This is a genomic window from Alcanivorax sp. (assembly GCF_019431375.1).
GTDB lineage: Bacteria > Pseudomonadota > Gammaproteobacteria > Pseudomonadales > Alcanivoracaceae > Alcanivorax > Alcanivorax jadensis_A.
Map to the genome: position 1 here is coordinate 117,612 of NZ_CP080267.1, position 17,579 is coordinate 135,190.

Annotated in this window: 17 protein-coding genes; 12 read left to right on the top strand and 5 right to left on the bottom strand. The window is 58.4% G+C overall.

Annotated elements, in window-relative coordinates; all coding sequences use genetic code 11:
* Positions 1-12 precede the first annotated feature (12 nt).
* Positions 13-1,077: an NAD-dependent epimerase/dehydratase family protein gene (locus KZ772_RS00555; RefSeq protein WP_290537978.1), complete on the top strand. Its 1,065-nt coding sequence runs from the start codon at positions 13-15 to the stop codon at positions 1,075-1,077.
* Positions 1,078-1,316: 239 nt separating this feature from the next.
* On the opposite strand, the gene KZ772_RS00560 is transcribed toward KZ772_RS00555, so the two are convergent.
* Together KZ772_RS00560 and KZ772_RS00565 are read right to left on the bottom strand one after the other, a co-directional pair.
* Complete coding sequence (locus KZ772_RS00560; RefSeq protein WP_290537979.1) at positions 1,317-2,516, bottom strand: acyl-CoA desaturase; 1,200 nt, start codon at positions 2,514-2,516, stop codon at positions 1,317-1,319.
* An 11-nt stretch (positions 2,517-2,527) separates the two neighbouring features.
* A complete protein-coding gene (locus KZ772_RS00565) occupies positions 2,528-3,646 on the bottom strand; it encodes a ferredoxin reductase (protein WP_290537980.1) in 1,119 nt (372 codons plus the stop codon).
* 397 nt (positions 3,647-4,043) lie between these two features.
* On the opposite strand from KZ772_RS00565, the gene dbpA reads away from it, so the two are divergent.
* The 3 genes from dbpA (at position 4,044) to KZ772_RS00580 (ending at position 6,148) form a co-directional block, all read left to right on the top strand.
* Positions 4,044-5,423, top strand: a complete 1,380-nt coding sequence (dbpA, locus tag KZ772_RS00570) for an ATP-dependent RNA helicase DbpA (protein WP_290537981.1) — start codon at positions 4,044-4,046, stop codon at positions 5,421-5,423.
* Positions 5,424-5,590: 167 nt separating this feature from the next.
* A complete protein-coding gene (locus KZ772_RS00575) occupies positions 5,591-5,842 on the top strand; it encodes a DUF1778 domain-containing protein (RefSeq protein WP_290537982.1) in 252 nt (83 codons plus the stop codon).
* A complete protein-coding gene (locus KZ772_RS00580; RefSeq protein WP_290537983.1) occupies positions 5,843-6,148 on the top strand; it encodes a type II toxin-antitoxin system RelE/ParE family toxin in 306 nt (101 codons plus the stop codon). It begins immediately after the preceding gene.
* 169 nt (positions 6,149-6,317) lie between these two features.
* Here KZ772_RS00580 and KZ772_RS00585 read toward each other — a convergent pair whose 3' ends face one another.
* On the bottom strand, positions 6,318-6,737 hold the full coding sequence (locus KZ772_RS00585; RefSeq protein WP_290537984.1) for a CBS domain-containing protein: 420 nt from the start codon (positions 6,735-6,737) through the stop codon (positions 6,318-6,320).
* 371 nt (positions 6,738-7,108) lie between these two features.
* Between KZ772_RS00585 and KZ772_RS00590 the strand changes: the two genes are divergently transcribed.
* From KZ772_RS00590 to KZ772_RS00605, 4 genes are read left to right on the top strand one after another with little or no spacing between them, the layout of a single operon-like run.
* Entirely contained in the window at positions 7,109-7,912 is an 804-nt protein-coding gene (locus KZ772_RS00590; protein ID WP_290537985.1) for a DUF2726 domain-containing protein, read from the top strand.
* Positions 7,913-7,968: 56 nt separating this feature from the next.
* Entirely contained in the window at positions 7,969-8,796 is an 828-nt protein-coding gene (locus KZ772_RS00595; protein WP_290537986.1) for a hypothetical protein, read from the top strand.
* Complete coding sequence (locus tag KZ772_RS00600; protein WP_290537987.1) at positions 8,796-11,756, top strand: hypothetical protein; 2,961 nt, start codon at positions 8,796-8,798, stop codon at positions 11,754-11,756. Before KZ772_RS00595 ends, KZ772_RS00600 begins: the two co-directional genes overlap by 1 nt.
* Positions 11,753-12,256, top strand: a complete 504-nt coding sequence (locus KZ772_RS00605) for a hypothetical protein (protein ID WP_290537988.1) — start codon at positions 11,753-11,755, stop codon at positions 12,254-12,256. Before KZ772_RS00600 ends, KZ772_RS00605 begins: the two co-directional genes overlap by 4 nt.
* Here the strand turns inward: KZ772_RS00605 and KZ772_RS00610 are convergent.
* Positions 12,249-13,411 (bottom strand): IS3 family transposase gene (locus tag KZ772_RS00610; RefSeq protein ID WP_290537989.1). Its coding sequence is split into 2 segments (ribosomal slippage): positions 12,249-13,156 and positions 13,156-13,411, totalling 1,164 coding nucleotides; the frame shifts between segments, so codons are not numbered across the junction. The two genes, KZ772_RS00605 and KZ772_RS00610, sit on opposite strands and share 8 nt — an antisense overlap.
* Before the next feature lie 116 nt (positions 13,412-13,527).
* Between KZ772_RS00610 and KZ772_RS00615 the strand changes: the two genes are divergently transcribed.
* From KZ772_RS00615 to KZ772_RS00630, 4 genes are all read left to right on the top strand, one after another.
* Positions 13,528-14,481: a hypothetical protein gene (locus KZ772_RS00615; RefSeq protein ID WP_290537990.1), complete on the top strand. Its 954-nt coding sequence runs from the start codon at positions 13,528-13,530 to the stop codon at positions 14,479-14,481.
* Positions 14,482-14,492: 11 nt separating this feature from the next.
* Positions 14,493-15,062, top strand: a complete 570-nt coding sequence (locus KZ772_RS00620; RefSeq protein ID WP_290537991.1) for a hypothetical protein — start codon at positions 14,493-14,495, stop codon at positions 15,060-15,062.
* Positions 15,063-15,220: 158 nt separating this feature from the next.
* Entirely contained in the window at positions 15,221-16,399 is a 1,179-nt protein-coding gene (locus KZ772_RS00625) for a magnesium transporter (protein ID WP_290537992.1), read from the top strand.
* 133 nt (positions 16,400-16,532) lie between these two features.
* A complete protein-coding gene (locus KZ772_RS00630; protein ID WP_290537993.1) occupies positions 16,533-16,730 on the top strand; it encodes a DUF2892 domain-containing protein in 198 nt (65 codons plus the stop codon).
* A 104-nt stretch (positions 16,731-16,834) separates the two neighbouring features.
* Here KZ772_RS00630 and KZ772_RS00635 read toward each other — a convergent pair whose 3' ends face one another.
* On the bottom strand, positions 16,835-17,338 hold the full coding sequence (locus tag KZ772_RS00635; RefSeq protein ID WP_290537994.1) for a DUF2505 domain-containing protein: 504 nt from the start codon (positions 17,336-17,338) through the stop codon (positions 16,835-16,837).
* Between the last annotated feature and the right edge of the window lie 241 nt (positions 17,339-17,579).

Consider the following 17,579-nt stretch of genomic DNA (forward strand, 5'->3'; position numbering starts at 1 on the left):
CGGGAGCCAAGCATGCCCAGTAACACCCATACCGTGATGGTCACCGGCGCCTCCGGCTACATTGCCGGCTGGATCGTCAAATACCTGCTGGAAGCGGGCCATACCGTGCACGCCACGGTGCGTGATCCCAACAAGGCGAAAAGCGTGGATCACCTAAAGCGCATCGCTGACGCTGCCCCGGGTACCCTGAAACTGTTCAAGGCAGACCTGCTGGATGCCGAGAGCTTCGACGACCCCATGCAGGGCTGCGACATCCTCATGCACACCGCCTCGCCGTTCGTGCTGGATGGCTTCACCGATGCCAACGAGGCCCTGGTGCGTCCGGCCGTGGAAGGCACCCGCAATGTGCTCAATGCCGCTAATCGCTGCGACACCCTAAAGCGCGTGGTGCTCACCAGCAGCGTGGCCTCGGTGTACGGTGACGCCACCGACATGAAAGGCAAAAGCGCCTTCACCGAAGCGGACTGGAACACCACCAGCAGCGTCAATCACAACCCCTATCAGTATTCCAAGGTGGCCGCCGAGCGCGAAGCCTGGAAGATCCACGATGGCCAGGTTGGCAGTGCAGAAAGCCGCTGGGATCTGGTGACCATCAACCCGGGCATGGTCTACGGTCCGTCCCTGACCAACGCCAGCAACTCTGCCAGCATTGGCACCCTGCTGGACATGGGTCGTGGCAAACTGAAAACCGGCGTGCCGGACCTGGAATACGGCATGGTGGACGTGCGCGAGGTGGCCCAGGCCCATCTGCTGGGGGCGTTCAAACCGGAAGCGGAAGGGCGCTACATCCTGGTCAACCAGTCAGTGTCCATGCTCGACATCGCCGCCATGCTGCGCAAGCAATTCGGCAAGCAGTACCCGTTCCCGATGATGAAGGTGCCCAAGCCGGTGGTATGGGCTGTCGGCCCGTTCATGGGCCCGGTCACCCGCAAGTTCATCAGCCGTAACGTGGGCTACCCCCTGCGCTTCGACAATAGCCGCAGCAAGGCGCTGGGCGTGAATTATCGACCGGCGGCGGACACCCTGAAGGATCACTTCGACCAGGTGCTGGAAGACGGGCTGGTCAGGCGGCGCTAAACGCAGCGGCTTGCGGAAACAACCTTCGCCTTGCGAGCAAGGCTCCAACAACCCCTCGTGGCCGTTGGAGCTTTGCTTGCAAAACGAAGGGCTGGATTCAACTGAACTTCTCGTGATGCATGCATCATCTCCCACAAAGCCAAAACGTAGGGTGGATTAGCCGAAGGCGTAATCCACCTTTTGAAGCGTTGGAGGGGATGGTGGATTACGCCTTCGGCTAATCCACCCTACGGTCTACGTCAGGACTGGCTGGCTTGTTCGCGGCGGGGTTCGTAGGGTTCGCCGCCGCCGGGGAAGGCCAGGCGCAGGTTGTTCAGCCAGGTGGTGCCGAACTGGCGGAACAGGGAGGCGCTGTTGTACGGAATGCCATAGCGATCCGCCAACGCCCGTACCCGTGGCGCCACTTCCTTGTAGCGGTTGCTGCACATGTCCGGAAACAGGTGATGCTCGATCTGGTGCGACAGGTTGCCGGACAGGATATGGAACAGCTTGCCGCCTTCAATGTTGCAAGAGCCCAGCATCTGGCGCAGATACCAGCGACCACGGGTTTCCCCTTCCACCTGCTCAAGGGTGAAGTTGTGGGCGCCGGCAGGGAAGTGCCCGCAGAAGATAATGGTGAATGCCCAGATGTTACGGATCAGGTTGGCCACCGCATTGGCGCCGGCCACCATGCCGAACACCAGCAGGGGCGAGAAGGGCACATAGAAGGAAATCGGGATCGCCACCAGCGCGGCCGCCAGCGGCCAGGCGATGTAATCCTTGGCCACCTGTCGCCATACCTTGTAGCCGATACGCTTTAACAGGGGCGTGAAATCCTTCAGCTTGTTCTTGCCTTTCAGGTGGTCATCGATGGCCTGCTCATGAATGGCCACACCTTCCTCGAACAACAACATCAGCAGAATAAAATAAATCGGCTGCAGCAAAAACGCCGGCTTCCATTTCTGCATGGGCGTTACCCGCATGATGCCGTAGCCCACATCCAGATCCTTCTCCAGTACATTGGTCCAGGTGTGGTGCACCACATTGTGGGAATGCATCCAGCGGTCCGACGGGCTCATGGTGTCCCATTCCCAGGTGTTGGACTGGATCTCCGGGTCCTTCATCCAGTCCCACTGGGCGTGCAGCACGTTATGGGCGATTTCCATGTTTTCCAGAATCTTGGCGATGCCGAGCGCGAACACGCCCAGGCCCATGATGGTGAGTGCCACCGGCCAGCTTGCCAGCGCGTGCCCCCAGGCAGGAATGAAAAACAGCGACAGGTAAATCACAAAACGGGAGCTCACCGCCATGGTGCGCTGGGTCTTGATCACCTTGAGGATATAGGCGCGGTCACGGTCGCCGCGGGAGTCAAACACCTCGTTGCGAATGGCTTCCAGCTCGCGGCCGAATTCTTCGATCTGTTCATCGGTCAGGTCGACCGGGTATTGATGGGTTTTCATTCTTATTTCCCTCACAAATCCAGTTCGCAATCGCCGGCGGCGGCGCAGATGCAGGTCTGCACAATGCTGCCTGCCTCATTCAGTACCTCGCCGGTGCGCAGGTCTCGCACGCAGCCGGATACCAGGGTGGTGTTGCAGGTGTGGCAGATGCCCATGCGGCAGCCGTGGGGCGGGTTCATGCCGGCTTCCTCGGCCACTTTCAGCAGTGGGGTTTCGCTGTCGCCGTCGGTTTCCACATCGCTTTGGGCAAAGCGCACCCGGCCACCCACCGCATCGGCGGGCACTTCGGTAAAGGGCGCGCGGAATCGCTCCACATGCAGCTGGCGGCTACAACCCGCTTCCTCCATGCATTGCTCGATGGCTTCCAGCAGGGAAGGGGGGCCGCAGGCGTACACGTCCCGTTCTTTCCAGTCCGGGCAGAGCGCATCCAGCTGGGCCCGGGAAAAGCGGTTACGGCTCGGGTCGTCGCCCTCACGGCTATACATCAGGTGCAGGTGATAGCGATCGTTGAAGCGATCCATCGCCTTCAGTTCCTTGCCCAGCACTACATCAAACTCGTGGGGTGCATAGTGGATATGGCAGGTATCCGGCAGACGCCCCTGGGCAATCAGGCTGTTGATCATGCTGAACGCGGGAGTAATACCGCTGCCCGCGGTAATGAACAGTGGCTGGATCGGTTGCGCGTCCGGCAGGTAGAAATCCCCCTGCGGCAGGCCGATGGGCAGGTAATCGCCCACCTTGATATTGCGCACGATGTGGTGGGAAATGGTGCCCTTGTCGATGGCCTTCACGGTGATCGTGAAGCAATCGTCCTCCCGCTCCGGCGGCGAGGAAATGGTGTAGGTGCGGGTGTAATGCTTGCCGTTGGCAGGGATACCCACCCGCACATGCTGGCCCGCCCGGTGGCCGCGCCAGTTCAAACCGGGGCGCAGGGTCAGGGTGCGGGCATCCTTGGTTTCATCCCACACTTTCACCACCCGGGCTTGCAGCTTGTGGGTGGTCCAGAGCGGGTTCACCAGCTCCAGGTAATGGGAGGTGCGCAAGGGCCAGGCAAAATAATCGGTGATGGTACTCAGGCGAGACCAGATGGACCGTGAATCACCTGGCTCAGGCTGGGCGGGTTGACGCATAACGCTTCCTCTTTCGTTGTCATTATTCGAGGGCGACGGCTGGGCGAGTTACTCCTGCCATCTCAATCCGTTGTTGTCACTGTTGTTGTAGCTGTCTGATTTCCGGTTCGGATTTCAGTATCCGCTTGTGCGGGGCGTGGTGACCAACCCCTTTTACCGAATCCCTACGCAATACCCATGTAGACACACAATCGGGTACAGCGTGACAAGTGCACACCTGTATGTGAACATGTGTTTACAAGACTAAGGGGGGGAAGCGGTGCTTGTCCAGCGCGTTGTCATGCTCTGTGGCGACAGCCTCGAATTCCGGCCTCTGAGACAGAAATCTGAAATCCATCGCGCCCGGCCCAACAGTTGGTACACTGCACGCCTGATTTCCTGCCACTCGGGCCCTTACGTGACTGATTCCCTGTTTTCCTCCCTGCCACTCAGCGGCGACATGCTCGCCAACCTGGATACCCTGGGCTACACCGCCATGACGCCGGTGCAGGCGGCCAGCCTGCCGCCCCTGCTGAAAGGCCGGGATGTGATCGCCCAGGCCAGCACCGGCAGCGGCAAGACCGCCGCCTTCGGCATCGGCCTGTTGCACCCGCTGAACCTGCGCTATTACGGTTGCCAGGCTCTGGTGCTGTGCCCCACGCGGGAACTGGCCGATCAGGTGGCCGCAGAGATTCGTCGTCTGGCCCGGGGCGCCGGCAACATCAAGGTGCTGACCCTCTGTGGCGGGCAACCCATCGGTCCGCAGATCGGCTCCCTGGAGCATGGTGCCCAGGTAGTGGTGGGCACACCGGGGCGGATACTCAAGCACCTGAGCAAAGGCACCCTCAGTCTGGACGGGCTCAACACCCTGGTGCTGGACGAAGCGGATCGCATGCTCGACATGGGCTTCTTCGACGATATTGCCGAGGTGATTCGCCAGACCCCGTCCCGTCGCCAGACCCTGCTGTTCTCCGCCACCTATCCCGCCGGCATCAAGCAGCTGGCGGAAACCTTCATGCGCGACCCCGAGCATGTGGAAGTGGCGGCCATGCACGACAACACCCGCATCGAGCAGCGCTTCTACGAAGTGGAGCCACTGCAACGCTACGAAGCCGTGGCCGACGCCATCGCCTGCTTCCGGCCTACCAGCTGCGTGGTGTTCTGTGTCACCAAGCAGCAGTGCCAGGATGTGGTCAGCAAGCTGTGCCGGCAGGGGCTCGCCGCCCGGGCACTGAACAGCGACCTGGAACAGCGCGAACGCGACGAAGTGCTAACCCTGTTCGCCAACCGCAGTCTGTCAGTACTGGTAGCCACGGACGTGGCCGCACGGGGGCTGGATATCGACAGCCTGGACATGGTGATCAACGCGGAACTGTCCCACGACCCGCAGACCCACATTCACCGGGTCGGCCGCACCGGCCGGGCAGGGGAGAAGGGCCTGGCCATCAACCTGGTGACCCCCCGCGAAAGCCGTCGGGCCATGGCCATCGAAGAACTGCAGGGCGAAACACTCAACTGGCACCCGGTCTCCAGCCTCAAGCCCCGCGCCGGCGACCCCATGCTGCCGCCCACGGTGACGCTATGCATCGGCGCCGGCCGCAAGGACAAACTGCGCCCCGGCGACATCCTCGGCGCCCTCACCGGTGACGCCGGCATCCCCGGCAACCAGGTCGGCAAGATCACCGTCACCGACTACCAGGCCTACGTGGCTATCGAACGCGACAGCGCCGACCTGGCACTACAGCGATTAATGAGCGGCAAGATCAAGGGCAAGAACCGGCGGGTGAAAAAGCTGTAGCCCGCCGGCTACACCGCTTTTCGTTGGAGCCATGCTTGCATGGCGAATACCTACCAGTTGGCTAATCCCAAAGGGGCTCTGCCGCCTTCGGCGCAAAACAACTTTTGCACAAATGTGCAAAATGTTGTCTCCTATGGGTATATACCCGATAGCCCCATGGAGCCTGTATGCGCCTATCCATCGAACTGACACCGGAGCAGCATCAGTTGCTGAAGGTCTCCGCGACCCTGGAAGGCAAGTCGCTCAAGGCCTATGTGCTGGAGCGAGTGCTCGGCAATGCCAGTGAACAGGAACAGTCCCTGGCAGCATTGGAAACCTTTTTGAAGACCCGGCTACAGTCTGGCCGTGCCGGGTCCCGCGTCAGCAGCAACGTGGATGAGCTGGTCAATCAGGTACTCAAGGAAGAGGAAGCCCGCTAAATGGATTACGACCTCACGGAAGAGGCCGCCGACGACATCCGCAATATTATTCGCTACACGCTCCGCACTTGGGGAAAGGCGCAGGTTGAACGTTATCGCCAGGCTCTCAATGCTTGCCTGGAACGACTGGTGAGCGGGAAGGTGGTTCCCACACTCGCGCTGGGCTCCTTGCCCGATGTCTACCGGTTTCGCTGCCAACACCACTTCATCTTCTACACGCTGCAAGGTACAGAGCGGCCATTGATTATTGCCGTGCTCCACGAGCGCCAGGATTTGCTGGCGCAGCTTTACTGGCGAGATAAGTAGTGCCTATCTTTTTGTGGGAGCTATGCTTGCATGGCGAATACGGCGGTGACGAACGGGCCAATCCTGCCAGTCACCAAAACCGCCCAAGGTAGCCGTCCACGAGGCTCTGCACCTGTCTGGTGCAAAACAGCGCCATCATAGCGCCCTAAAAAAGAGCAAAAACAGCAGATCACCCCGCCTTCTTGCTCAACTCTGCCAGCTTCTGATCCAGCATGTGCAGGATATGACGGCGACTGATCACGCCAAGTACCTTGTTGGCAGCATCCACCACCGGGTAGATCTTGGGCTTGGCGGCCAGCATCTGCTGGGCCAGTCCCAGCACGTCATCGTCCAGCGATACCGTCAGTACCTCAGGCTGCATCAGGTCTTTTACCGTCGCCACGCGCTGGTTGTGGTACACCACCTGCAGCGCCGCCTGCAGGCATTCACGCTCACTGATCCAGCCCACCAGAGTGCCGGCATCATCCATCACCGGGCTACCCAGCATCTCCAGCTGGATCAGCTTGCTGGACGCCTCCACCACCGGCATATCCGGGTGGATGCTCGCAAAACGGGTGCACATCAGGTCTTTCAGAATCGCAGAATCCATGGTTTCACCTCTTGTTCCGTCAAGTCACAGAAAACGGTCAGGCCGGGAATAAGCGCCAGCCAGTCACCGTATTACTGCGGGAACCATGCCAACTCGCGAGTTATTGACGATATGAGAGTCGTTCTGCCCCGGCTGATCCCCGCCTGGAACCGCCTATCCACGGCAGCACCTCACCTGAAGCGGATTCGTTTATTTCCCCGGCAGAGTTGTGTAAATTCGAACTGGATCACAAATAACGCGCTACCAATAACAACAGGCCCGCCAGGACGGTGAGGCCGTGAGTTGGGATCAGGGGAAGGGATGCCAGTCAGTTTGCATTTACTATCCGTCCAGTATTGTCCGGCCCGTGAAGGGGCTGAGGACAGCTGGCCATGAGTACGACTACGACGTTCTTCCTCGTTGTTATCGTGGTGTCGCTGGCAGTCCTGGCGCTGCTGAAATCGCCCACTGGGTCAACTCAGTTCACCTACCGCCGCAAGCCCTATCTGCTCAGTAAAGCCGAACGCTCTTTCTATGGTGTCCTCTCGCAGGCGGTGGCTGGCAAGGCGATGATCTTTTCCAAGGTACGGGTGGCGGATGTCATTACCCCGCAAGAGGGGCTCACCCGCTCAAACTGGCAGCGCGCCTTCAACAGAATTTCCGCCAAACATCTGGATTTCATTCTCTGCGAGCCACAATCCTGCGCGGTGAAATTGGCGATTGAGCTGGATGATGCCAGCCATGACTCTGCCAAACGCCAGGCGCGAGATACCTTTCTGGATGTCGCCTGCCAATCGGCGGGCCTGCCACTGCTGCGGATACGGGCGGCCAGAGGCTATGTGGTCGCTGATCTTCGCCGTGACATCAACGCCATTCTTTTTCCGCCCCAGCAACAAGAGTGCCCTGAAGTCAGGATTGCTGACGATCAGTCCGCCAGAGATTTGGCAGAGACGAGCCAAGCCCAAGGCAATGAGAAACCGGTTCAGACGCAAGAGGCGATGGCTGCAGTGACAGCGCCAGTGCCGACAGAATCAAAGCAACCTGAAGCGCCGGCCTGTCACCGGTGTGGCAGCGAGATGGTGTTGCGAAAGGCAAAGTCGGGAAAACTGGCGGGGCAGGAATTCTGGGGGTGTAGTGGGTTCCCGCAGTGCCGGGGTGCGGCAAAGATTCAGGTTGATGCACGGGGCAAGACCTGACCCCAGTGCTCGAAACGGCCTTTCTTGAGCCCCCACCGGCAAAAACGAGTACTTCAATGAGCAAAAGAAAGAAGGCAGGTGATCTTCTGGAGGCGATCGCGGCCGGGGATCCTTGTTCCTGGAGTGGGCTTAGCAAAGCGCTTGGCCTGGAAGGGATGACGGTGATGGATGTTCGCCAAATCTTCCGGCCCGCTGATGAGTCTGAGGATGTGGGCGTTGTTGAGGTGATCAACCGTGAGCGCCTAGCGTACCTGCAGACCATGTATCCGCCCTCGGCCGATCACCACGACCGTGTCAGTGCCGCGATGGCCGGTGACTCTCATCTGCAGGGGGTTACTGGCTCGTTGTTGGTAATCGATGCGCCGGGTTGGCACGAGCCGCAGGTGGCTGTGTGTCGCGACGGGCTGACCTGGCCTGTGCCGCCCCCGGGCAAGACACACCTTCTGCTGGTGGAGAACATGGAGAACTTCCTTGCCATTGAGTCGACATTGGCGTTTTTGCGAACGCACTGCGGTTGGCTGGTCGATTCCGCCAGCACCCTGGTGGCTTTTGGTTCTGGTAATCAGGCGGCTAAGGCGTGTCATGGCGGGTATTACGGCCAGTTTGATCAGGTGTCGTGCTTGTTCGATGTTGACGAGGGGGGTATTCGGACCTACCAGTCGATTCGTGACAACCCGCTGCTGCCGGCGGGATTCCCTGTTCGCTTCCTAGTCCCCACTGATATTCAAGAGCGCTTGGAGCGGAGCCGATGGCGCTTGAGTGAAAAACAACGGGTGAGTCTGAGGGGATTGATCCTTAAACATCCGGAATTACAGAACGTGATTCAGGCTATGTACAATCTGGGCAAAAAACTGGAACAAGAAACCTATTTGGAGGGGCTGTAATGCAGGCCAATTCCTTGCCACTGGACGGCGACCGCTATCAGATCTTGCGGCTTGTCATGGTCAACTCTGGCAGCGCTGCCTACATCAATCTGCCACTGGGGACCTCGTCGGCGATCTTTAGCCCCAACAATCAGGGCAAAACCTCTGGCCTGAGTGCGCTGAAGCTGTTCCTGCTGCCCGAAGTGAACATGAAGCGCTGCGAGAGCAAGTTCGGCTTCGCCTCCAATGGTGAGGTGTACTCTGGTCAACAGAGCTTCGATTACTATTTCCCGTCCTCTACGTCCTTCCTGGTCCTGGAGGCGAGCAACCCGGGCGGGGAATTCTGCATCGTTCTGTATCAGACCCCGAATGAGAAACTGGGGTATAGCCGCATTGCGGTACCGATGCCCTATGAAGCGATCGAGCATATCTTCTGGGATGTGAACTCCGGTAAGAACGATGGCATGGGCTCTCCCCCGGAAGGGCTGGCGCTGGCGGAGGTGATCAAGAAGCTCAAGGATATCGGTGGCCGCCCGCTGGCGGACCAGCGCACCATCATGGAGGCGATGTTCACTCGCTACACGCCGACCCGGGACTCCACCCGGTACTGCATCGTCCCCCTCGTGCAGCCGCCACGGGATGCGGTTATGAAGGCCATCAAGGCGCTACTGCAGCTGTCGTTCGATATTCGGGGTGGAAACAAGGAAAGTCTGCCGCTGGCGTTTGCCAATGTGATTGATAGTGACCTGGCCACTGGAAGCACCGCGGTCAGTGTGGATCTGCGCGCGATCAACGATGAGAAACTGTCGCTCCAGCAGGCGCTGAAGCAGGTCCAGGCCCTCAAGAACAACCAGGATGCTTGGGCGGCCTTTGCCAAACAGTTCCGGGAGTACGAAGCCGGCATTGCGCCGCTGGCCCGGGATTTGGTGCTGGCGGAGACGCTACTGGAAGAGAAAATGGCCACCGCGGAGACTCGGGTGGCTGAGGCTGCGGAGCGTCATCAGATCGCCTCGGAGGCGCTCCGCACCTGTCAGGAGAAAGACCGCGCTGCGTCAGATCAAGTCACGACAAAGAAGGTTGAGCTGAAGAACGCTCGCGAGAGGCTAGAGAGGCTGAAGCAGCGAATCGACGTGGCGGAGGCATTTATCGCCCAAGAGCGACTGGTGGTCCAGGGGGATGACCCGGGGGCCTACATCGCCCATGCGCGTGAATGGTTGGGTGAATCTGAGCGGCGCCTCAAGGCCTTGAGCAGCGTGAACGCCATGCAGGCACGCCTGCAGCAGCTCATCTCAGACCAGAAGGGGGTGGAGGAGGAACTTCACACTGTGGCCCGCGCATTGAATGACAGTGACGGCGCCATTCTTGACTCCCTTAACAAGCACTCGGCCATGGTGCTCTTCAGTCTGAACTCTGCAACAGCCAAGGTCCCGGGCGCGTTCTTGAGTGTAGAGCAGGATCAGGTGGATGAGTTCGCTGCGTTGTTCTCCGTCGAGAAGGGGGCTCTGGCCCTTAAAGGGCAGGCCATCCCAGGGGTTGCTGCACAGAAGTATTCGGCGGCGGACCTCCGGGTGAAGCTGGAGGATGACAAGAAATCCCTTACTGAGCGCAAGCGCCATCTTGATCGTGAAATGCGCGATCTCAATGCGGATATCGCCGCCACTCACAAGGACGGCACCGTCTCGAAGGAAAAGGTGGCGGCGGCAGAGGAGGACGTTAAGGAGCTCGAGGAGGCCATTCACGCCCTGGGTGCGCTGGAGTCAAACCGGGCGGATCTGGTCACTGAGAATGAAGCGCTTGCGGCCGCGCAGGAGGCTCTCCACCAAGCGGAGGAGCTCCATGTGAAGATCTCCAATGAGAAAGCGCCCCTGCAGTTGAAAGCGCAAGACGCCAAGCGGGATTACGAAGCAGTGCAGCGTGAGAATAGTGATCTGACGCACCAGAAAAAAGCGGTTTCCCGTATTAAGGCGAGTGCGCCAAAGGATGTGCTGGCGGCCCTCGGGCCAGCAAAGGAACCGGAGGAGACAGTTGCGTTGGCGGAGCTGATCACTGACCTTGAGGATCAGAAAGACGGGCTGCATAGGCTCCGTGAGAGCATGCTGGAAAAGCTGCGCACCCTGCTGGCCACAGGCGCGTGCAGTGTCGAAGGGTTCGACATGCTTCGCAGCGACATCCCGATTCAGGACATCCGCGATGCCTTTGAGCGGCTCCGGGCGGAGTTCGAGAACGTGGTCTCGAAAGAGAACGGATTGCGGTCCCAGATCGAAAACCACAACCAAAACACGGGTGTGGATATCTCGAAAATCGAGGATATGGCGCAGTCCATTCGTCGTTTTGAACAACGGATCAACAACACCCTGGCCGGCATCCATATCTCCAACCTCTCCGGTGTCAGCATTGAGATCAAGACGCACGAGGCGTTTGAAAGCTTGCGCCGTGATCTGGATCGATACAGCAAGTCTGCCGGGCAGATGCGGCCGGATGCCTTCTACGAGCGGTTAAGCAATTTCTGCGATCACTACCTCAAGGACACCGGCAATGGCTCTCGCCTGGACATCGAGCAGATCGTCACGGATGTGAAATTTGTCTTTGAATTGAATGGCGAGAAGGAGAAGGCCGGGCAATCCACCGGTACCACGGGCATGGTGAACGTGGTGCTGCTGGCTATCCTGCTGCGTCAGATGGTGCCGGAAGACATCACCATGACGGTACCGGTGATCTTTGATGAGGTCTCCAACCTCGATGAAAGGAATCTGGCGGAACTGCGTCGTGTGGTGGAAGAGAATAACCTGGTGCTGATTGCGGCCACCCCGTCAAATACCGGTGTGATTGCCGGGATTATCGGGACATGGCACTACCTGTACGAGTACCAGCTGACTGAGGGCAAGGCGCTGCGCAAATGCCGCGCAGTCTATCACCCCTCCAATCTTTCCTTGCTGGACCTTCCGTCTGATGACGATTTGGACGGGACTGCCGTGGCATGAGCATGGTCAATCCCGTCAACACAGAGCAGACCCTGATCGCCATTCTGGCTAACAAGCAGACGTTCTTCCGGTTGATGGATCTGGCGAGCGAGTCGGGTACAGGGCATGCCATGGAATTCACCATCAGTGCCTATGACCGGGTGCTGTCAGAAGAGGTCGGCCGGCTGTCGCCCGTGGAAGGGCGCCGGCTGATTGAGACGCTTAGCCTGGAGAATCTCGATCGCAATGGCTTGCTGAACTACCTTGATCAGAAGCTTGGGCGCTTCCGCCTGAAGGGCTTTGTGCTGTCGATGCTGCGCCACCTTGATCGCAAGCGTCTCCGGGAATTGTCCCAGGCCGATCTGAACCAGTTGGTGATCCAGCTGGACGAGTGCTACAACCTGGTAAGCGACTACAAGCTGGCCTGGATACCGGGTGATCCGGCGTATTCCGAGATGGTGCAGACGGTCTACGATACCTTTCAGCATGTCGCCTCTTCGCTGGGTGTAGTGGTCAACTAATCCCGGACAGTGATTTAGGTTTTTCTTCTGCCACCGCAGGGGCGATTCCGCCGTTGTAGCTGTGTGGCCTGTGGTGATTGTAGTAACCCATCAGATAGTCACCGATATCTTTCTTTGCTTCAGGCAAGTTGCGGTAGCCCATTGTCGGCACCCATTCTGACTTCAGGCTACGGAACAGCCTTTCCATTGGCGCATTATCCCAGCAGTTGCCCCGCCGGCTCATGCTTTGCTGCATCCGATAGCGCCACAACCGCTGCCGGAACATGCGACTGGCATATTGGCTGCCCTGATCCGAGTGGAACATGACTTTCTCAGGCTGACCTCGTTGCTCCCAGGCATGATCCAGGGCCTTCACCACCAGATCTGCATCCGGGTGGCTGGAGATGGCCCAGCCCACAACTCGCCGGGCGTAGAGATCCAGCACGACAGCCAGGTAACTCCAGCCTTTCCCCGTCCAGATATAGGTGATATCTCCACACCACACCTGATTCGGGGCTGCCACCGTAAACTCTCGATCCAGATGGTTCGGTATATCGGGCCGCTCTACTGTCGCCTGCTTGTAAGCATGAGGCCCGGGCTGCTTGCAGACCAGCCCGAGTTCACGCATAAGACTGCGTACCTTGAAACGGCCAATTTCCTCCCCCTGCTCATTGAGGAGCCCTTGTATCGTACGGCTTCCCGCCGAGCTGCGACTCTGATTGAATAAGCAGTTCACTTTGGCTTTCAAGGCTACCCTCTCCGCATCAATACGACGGCACCGCTTACGGTGTTCGTAGTAACAGGAACGATGCACATTAAACGCTGAACAGACCAATTCCACAGGCTCTTGCTCACTTAATTGGTCAATCAGCGCGTACGATTCCAGTCGTCCGACATCAAGAGAGCAGTAGCCTTTTTTAGAATGTTCTTCTCCCGTTCCAGGCGCTCACACCGAGCCTCAAGCTCCTGTATCCGGCGCTGTTCCGGGGTAAGAGCCTTGCCTTTGGGGGTAACACCTTGGCGTTCAGCCTCAAGCTGCTTGACCCAGCGCCGCAGCGCGCTCTCAACTACACCAAGCGATGTGCTGGCTTGGGGAACAGTGTAGCCTTGATCCAACACCAAGCTGGCGGCTTCCTGCTTGAACTCAGGAGTAAAGGAACGTCGTTTTCTGGTCATCTGACACCTCGATTAAGGTGGTAACTTTACCACCTACGTTGGTGTCCGGATTCATTAGACCACTACAGGGGGACAATATCACTGCGCTGAGGGGGAAGGCGGACACGCTTTCGAACGTGGTGGATTCGGCCGACACTGCCAGCTTTGCCCAGGCCGAGCAGGTGCGTCGAGCTTTGGACAGCATTCTGCAGATTCATGAGAGGCATGTGACCCCAACCCTGCAGTTTCTGAACGAGCACGGCGGCTGGGCCCGGTCGAAGATTTTGGTCGGTGGCGATCTGGCGGAGCAGACCCGGGAAGGCCCGATGGGACGGGTGCGCGACATCATCGAGCGGTTTGATCAGCATGGTAAGGACGAGCATGTCAGTGCCCTGCAGCGGATCCATTTCCATATCCTGGGCTATGCCCAGGAGGCCCATGAAATTGCGACATCCATGGAGATCTATATCCGCTTTGCCCGTCAGGAGCGCCAACGCTATGACTGCGCGGAGAAGATGTTCAACCGGTTGCTGGCGGCGGCCCAAGAAAAGCACACGGGCAGCCAGCGTGATTTTCGGGTGCCCCTGACGCACCCTGTGTGGTCCTCTGGTCGAGTGCTTGGAGGCCTGAAGTCCTTTGTGCGAGCGCAATCGGCCAATTTGAACTGGCCGAACGAAGAGGGGCTGGCGGAGTTTTCCGAAGCGATCCGCGTGCATGCCGAGGTTGAGGCCCTGCGACCGGATGGGCGGTTTACAGAGGTATCTGCGCCGGCAGAAGACCGGGGCGCCCGTGAGAGCCGACTCCGGATTAGTCGCTTGGCGCATGCCATGAAGGATTTCGAGTTGAGTCATGCGCGGGACGATGTGTTCCTGGGCCTCCATCGACACCTGATCGATCGGCTCGATGATTACCGGCTGGATATGCTGATTGATTCGGTGGATCTGCTGAAAGCTAAGGGGCGGATGGAGGTGGTCTCCTATACTCGAGTCGACACGATTGATTACGGTGGCAAGCGGTTGCGGTACCGCCCTTGGCGGCTGGTGCCTCGCAAGGAAGCTTCCAAGAAACCCCTATCTGGCAACGCGCAGTAAAAGGAGACGGCATGGACAAGCAGCTGAGCCGCAAGATTTATCAAGAGCTGATCAACGGCAGGATGATCAACAAGCATGTCCTGCGAGATGGCCTTCGCACGGAGAACCGGCTCTATACAGAGCTGATGCTGACGGACAATCTGACCCGGTACCGGGAGCTGTATTCCTCGATCGGTTACGAGCTGAAGATTCTTGGGGATGCGTTTTTCCTCAATGAGGTGGACGGGGATGATGCGATTTCAGAAGTGGCGATGAAAATCCAGGCGCTGATCATTGTATTGGCGCGGGGGATAACGATGCTGCGAGGTCGTACCGAGGCGTTGCTGGAGGATGCTGCAGGGCTTCCCCGTGATCAGATTGAGAAAATTGGTGAGGATGATGAGGTCCAGCAGGTCTTGCGGGCGGCAGGCCTCGGCCGGGTGAGTTTGCTCAATGATGTTGAAACGGTGATGGTGGTGCGCCAGGTTGCGTATTGGAATACGCGCGATCGACTGGTGCTAACCGATGGGGGCGTGGCGCTTTACGAGCACATGAACGCGCTTGAGGAAATGGAGCATTGGGAAGTGCGTGAAGAGGCGTGAGTGCTGTACAGGGGATTGGGGTCACAGGGGATTTAGGGTCAGGTCTTTCATCGTGCACAGTCTTTGAATCTAGTTTCAAAACCTGACCTCATTGTTTCAGAGGCTTTAACGGTCCCCTCCTTGCTATACTCAAAGTCTCACCAATGCCGGAGAACACCATGACGCAGAGTATGGAGTTGACCGAGAAAGTCGAGCGTATCCGCGAGCTTACAGCCCTGGATGCCGCTGAGGAGTTGGTGAGGCTACCCGCCGACGATATCCAGTTTATTCTTTCAAGACTGCCTGCCGGTCAGGCCGCGACGATTGCCTCTCACCTGGGGGAGGTTGCCGCGCCGGATAACGCGGCCAGTCTTGCTGTGCTCTCTGGCATGGAGGCCACCATCGGTGAACTGATGACACCGGTGACGGCCACCCTGCCAGAGAGCACGACGGTCGCCGAGGCGTTGGCGTTTATGGTCAAAAGCGCGGATGTCACCGAGATCAGCTATATTTTTGCGACCCAGGACGATCGGCTGGTTGGTGTGGTTGGCATGCGTGATCTAATTCTGTCGAAGCCCTCCGAGGTGCTTTCAGACATCATGGTCCGCGAGCCCTTCGCTTTCGAGCAGGACACGCTGGTGAAAGATGCCGTCAGCGAGGTGCTGTACCGCCACTATCGCATGTACCCGGTGGTCGACGAACAGCAGCGCGTAGTGGGTGAGGTGCGTGGCTGGAAACTCTACGAGCGCATTGCCACTGAGCTGAGCGCCCAGGCAGGTTCCCAGTATGGTGTGGCCAAAGAGGAACAGATAAACACGCCGGTGTTGGCGGCCTTCCGTATGCGCCATCCGTGGCTGCAGGTGAATCTGGTTACCGCTTTCGCTGCCGCTTTTGTGGTTGGCATGTTCGAGAGCACCATCACCCAGATCGTTGCCCTGGCTGCATTCCTGCCGGTACTGGCAGGGCAAAGCGGGAACACCGGCTGTCAGGCGCTGGCCATCACATTACGCGGCATTACGCTGGGGCAGATGAAGGGCTACCCGGTCAGCAAGTTATTACGCAAGGAAATCCTCCTGGGGGCACTCAACGGCGCCGCCGTGGGTGTTATCGCGGGCCTTGCCATGTTTGCCTATGCGCTGGCCACCGATGCAGCCAGCCCCACCATGCTTGGCATTGTCATTTTCATCGCCATGATCGGTGCCTGCGTAGGCAGCGGCATATTCGGGGTGACAGTCCCACTGGTGCTCAAACGCTTTGGTGCTGACCCAGCGACGGCCAGCAGCATTTTTTTAACCACCTTTACGGATATCATCGGCATGGGCCTGATGCTGTTTCTGGCTACGTCGATGGTGCTTTAATCGCCCGGAACACAAACAACAGGACACCCGTCAATCGGCAGATGGGTAGGCGAAGTTTCCTGACCTGGATCAATATCCGCGAGCAGGAATAAGGACAGACTCGAAAAATACGCATTCAAACAAGGAGGCTGTCATGAAAACCAACGTGGGTAACGCAGACCGTACTTTGCGGTTAGTGGCGGGTGTGGCCATCATTGCCCTGGGCATGGTGTATCAGAGCTGGTGGGGTGCCGTCGGCCTTATCCCGCTGTTCACCGGCGCCACCCGCTGGTGTCCGGCCTATCTGCCGTTCGGCATTTCCACTTGCAAGACGTCCAGCGCCCGGGAGTGAGCTAAGAACAGGGCAGCCAGCAATGGGGAGACCTCCTTCGGGCCTGAGGGGATGCTGGCTGATGCTTGGCTGTCATAAAATCAGCATTTCAGGCGGGGCTCACTTCAAAGATAACGTGGCACAAATTCTGCCATCACTGCCTGTGCATGGTGTGAGTCGCGTTCGAACTTCTTTTTCAAATCGGCTCCCACCACATTGGCGAGCTTGTCGCCAATTAATGGGACGTTGATGTCCACCGTGAAGTTGAGGTTCAACACGCATCCGTCGTCCTCGTCGGTCAGCGTCATGTCGCATTTCACTACGGCGGGCATGCCTTTGAATTGGATATCCAGGTTGCCGCGCAGGGTGGTTTGGTCCCAGCTATCGATTTGCACAACCGTAATGGTGTCGGGCACAAACTTGCGCGCGAAAGCGGGGATATCGACATCAATATCCACGTGACGGCTTATGGCAATGCGGGTTTTGCCGTCGTTATGTTGTTCTTCGAGTAGCTGAATATTGCTGGCGCCGGCCCCGCTATATTTCTTGATGAAATAGTCTTTGTCGCCGAAGACTTGCACCACAGCGTCAGCGGGGTAGGGATAGCGGTTTGATTCATGAAATTGCATAGAGGCTCTCTGGAAAGCAATAACCTAAATGATACGGGATCAATGATGCCCGGGTGGTTTGTTGGGGTGAAGAGGTTGCCATGCTAACGCATATCAGCGCCAGCGATACCCTCAGAGTGTGAGTTGGGCGTTATTATTCCGCTTGGGGGCCCGGGGGCAGGGACTTGCTCATGCGTTTTTTATGCAGCGACAGCAGAGACATACGCGAAGAGGGAAACCCAAAACATTGTGATCAATCGAG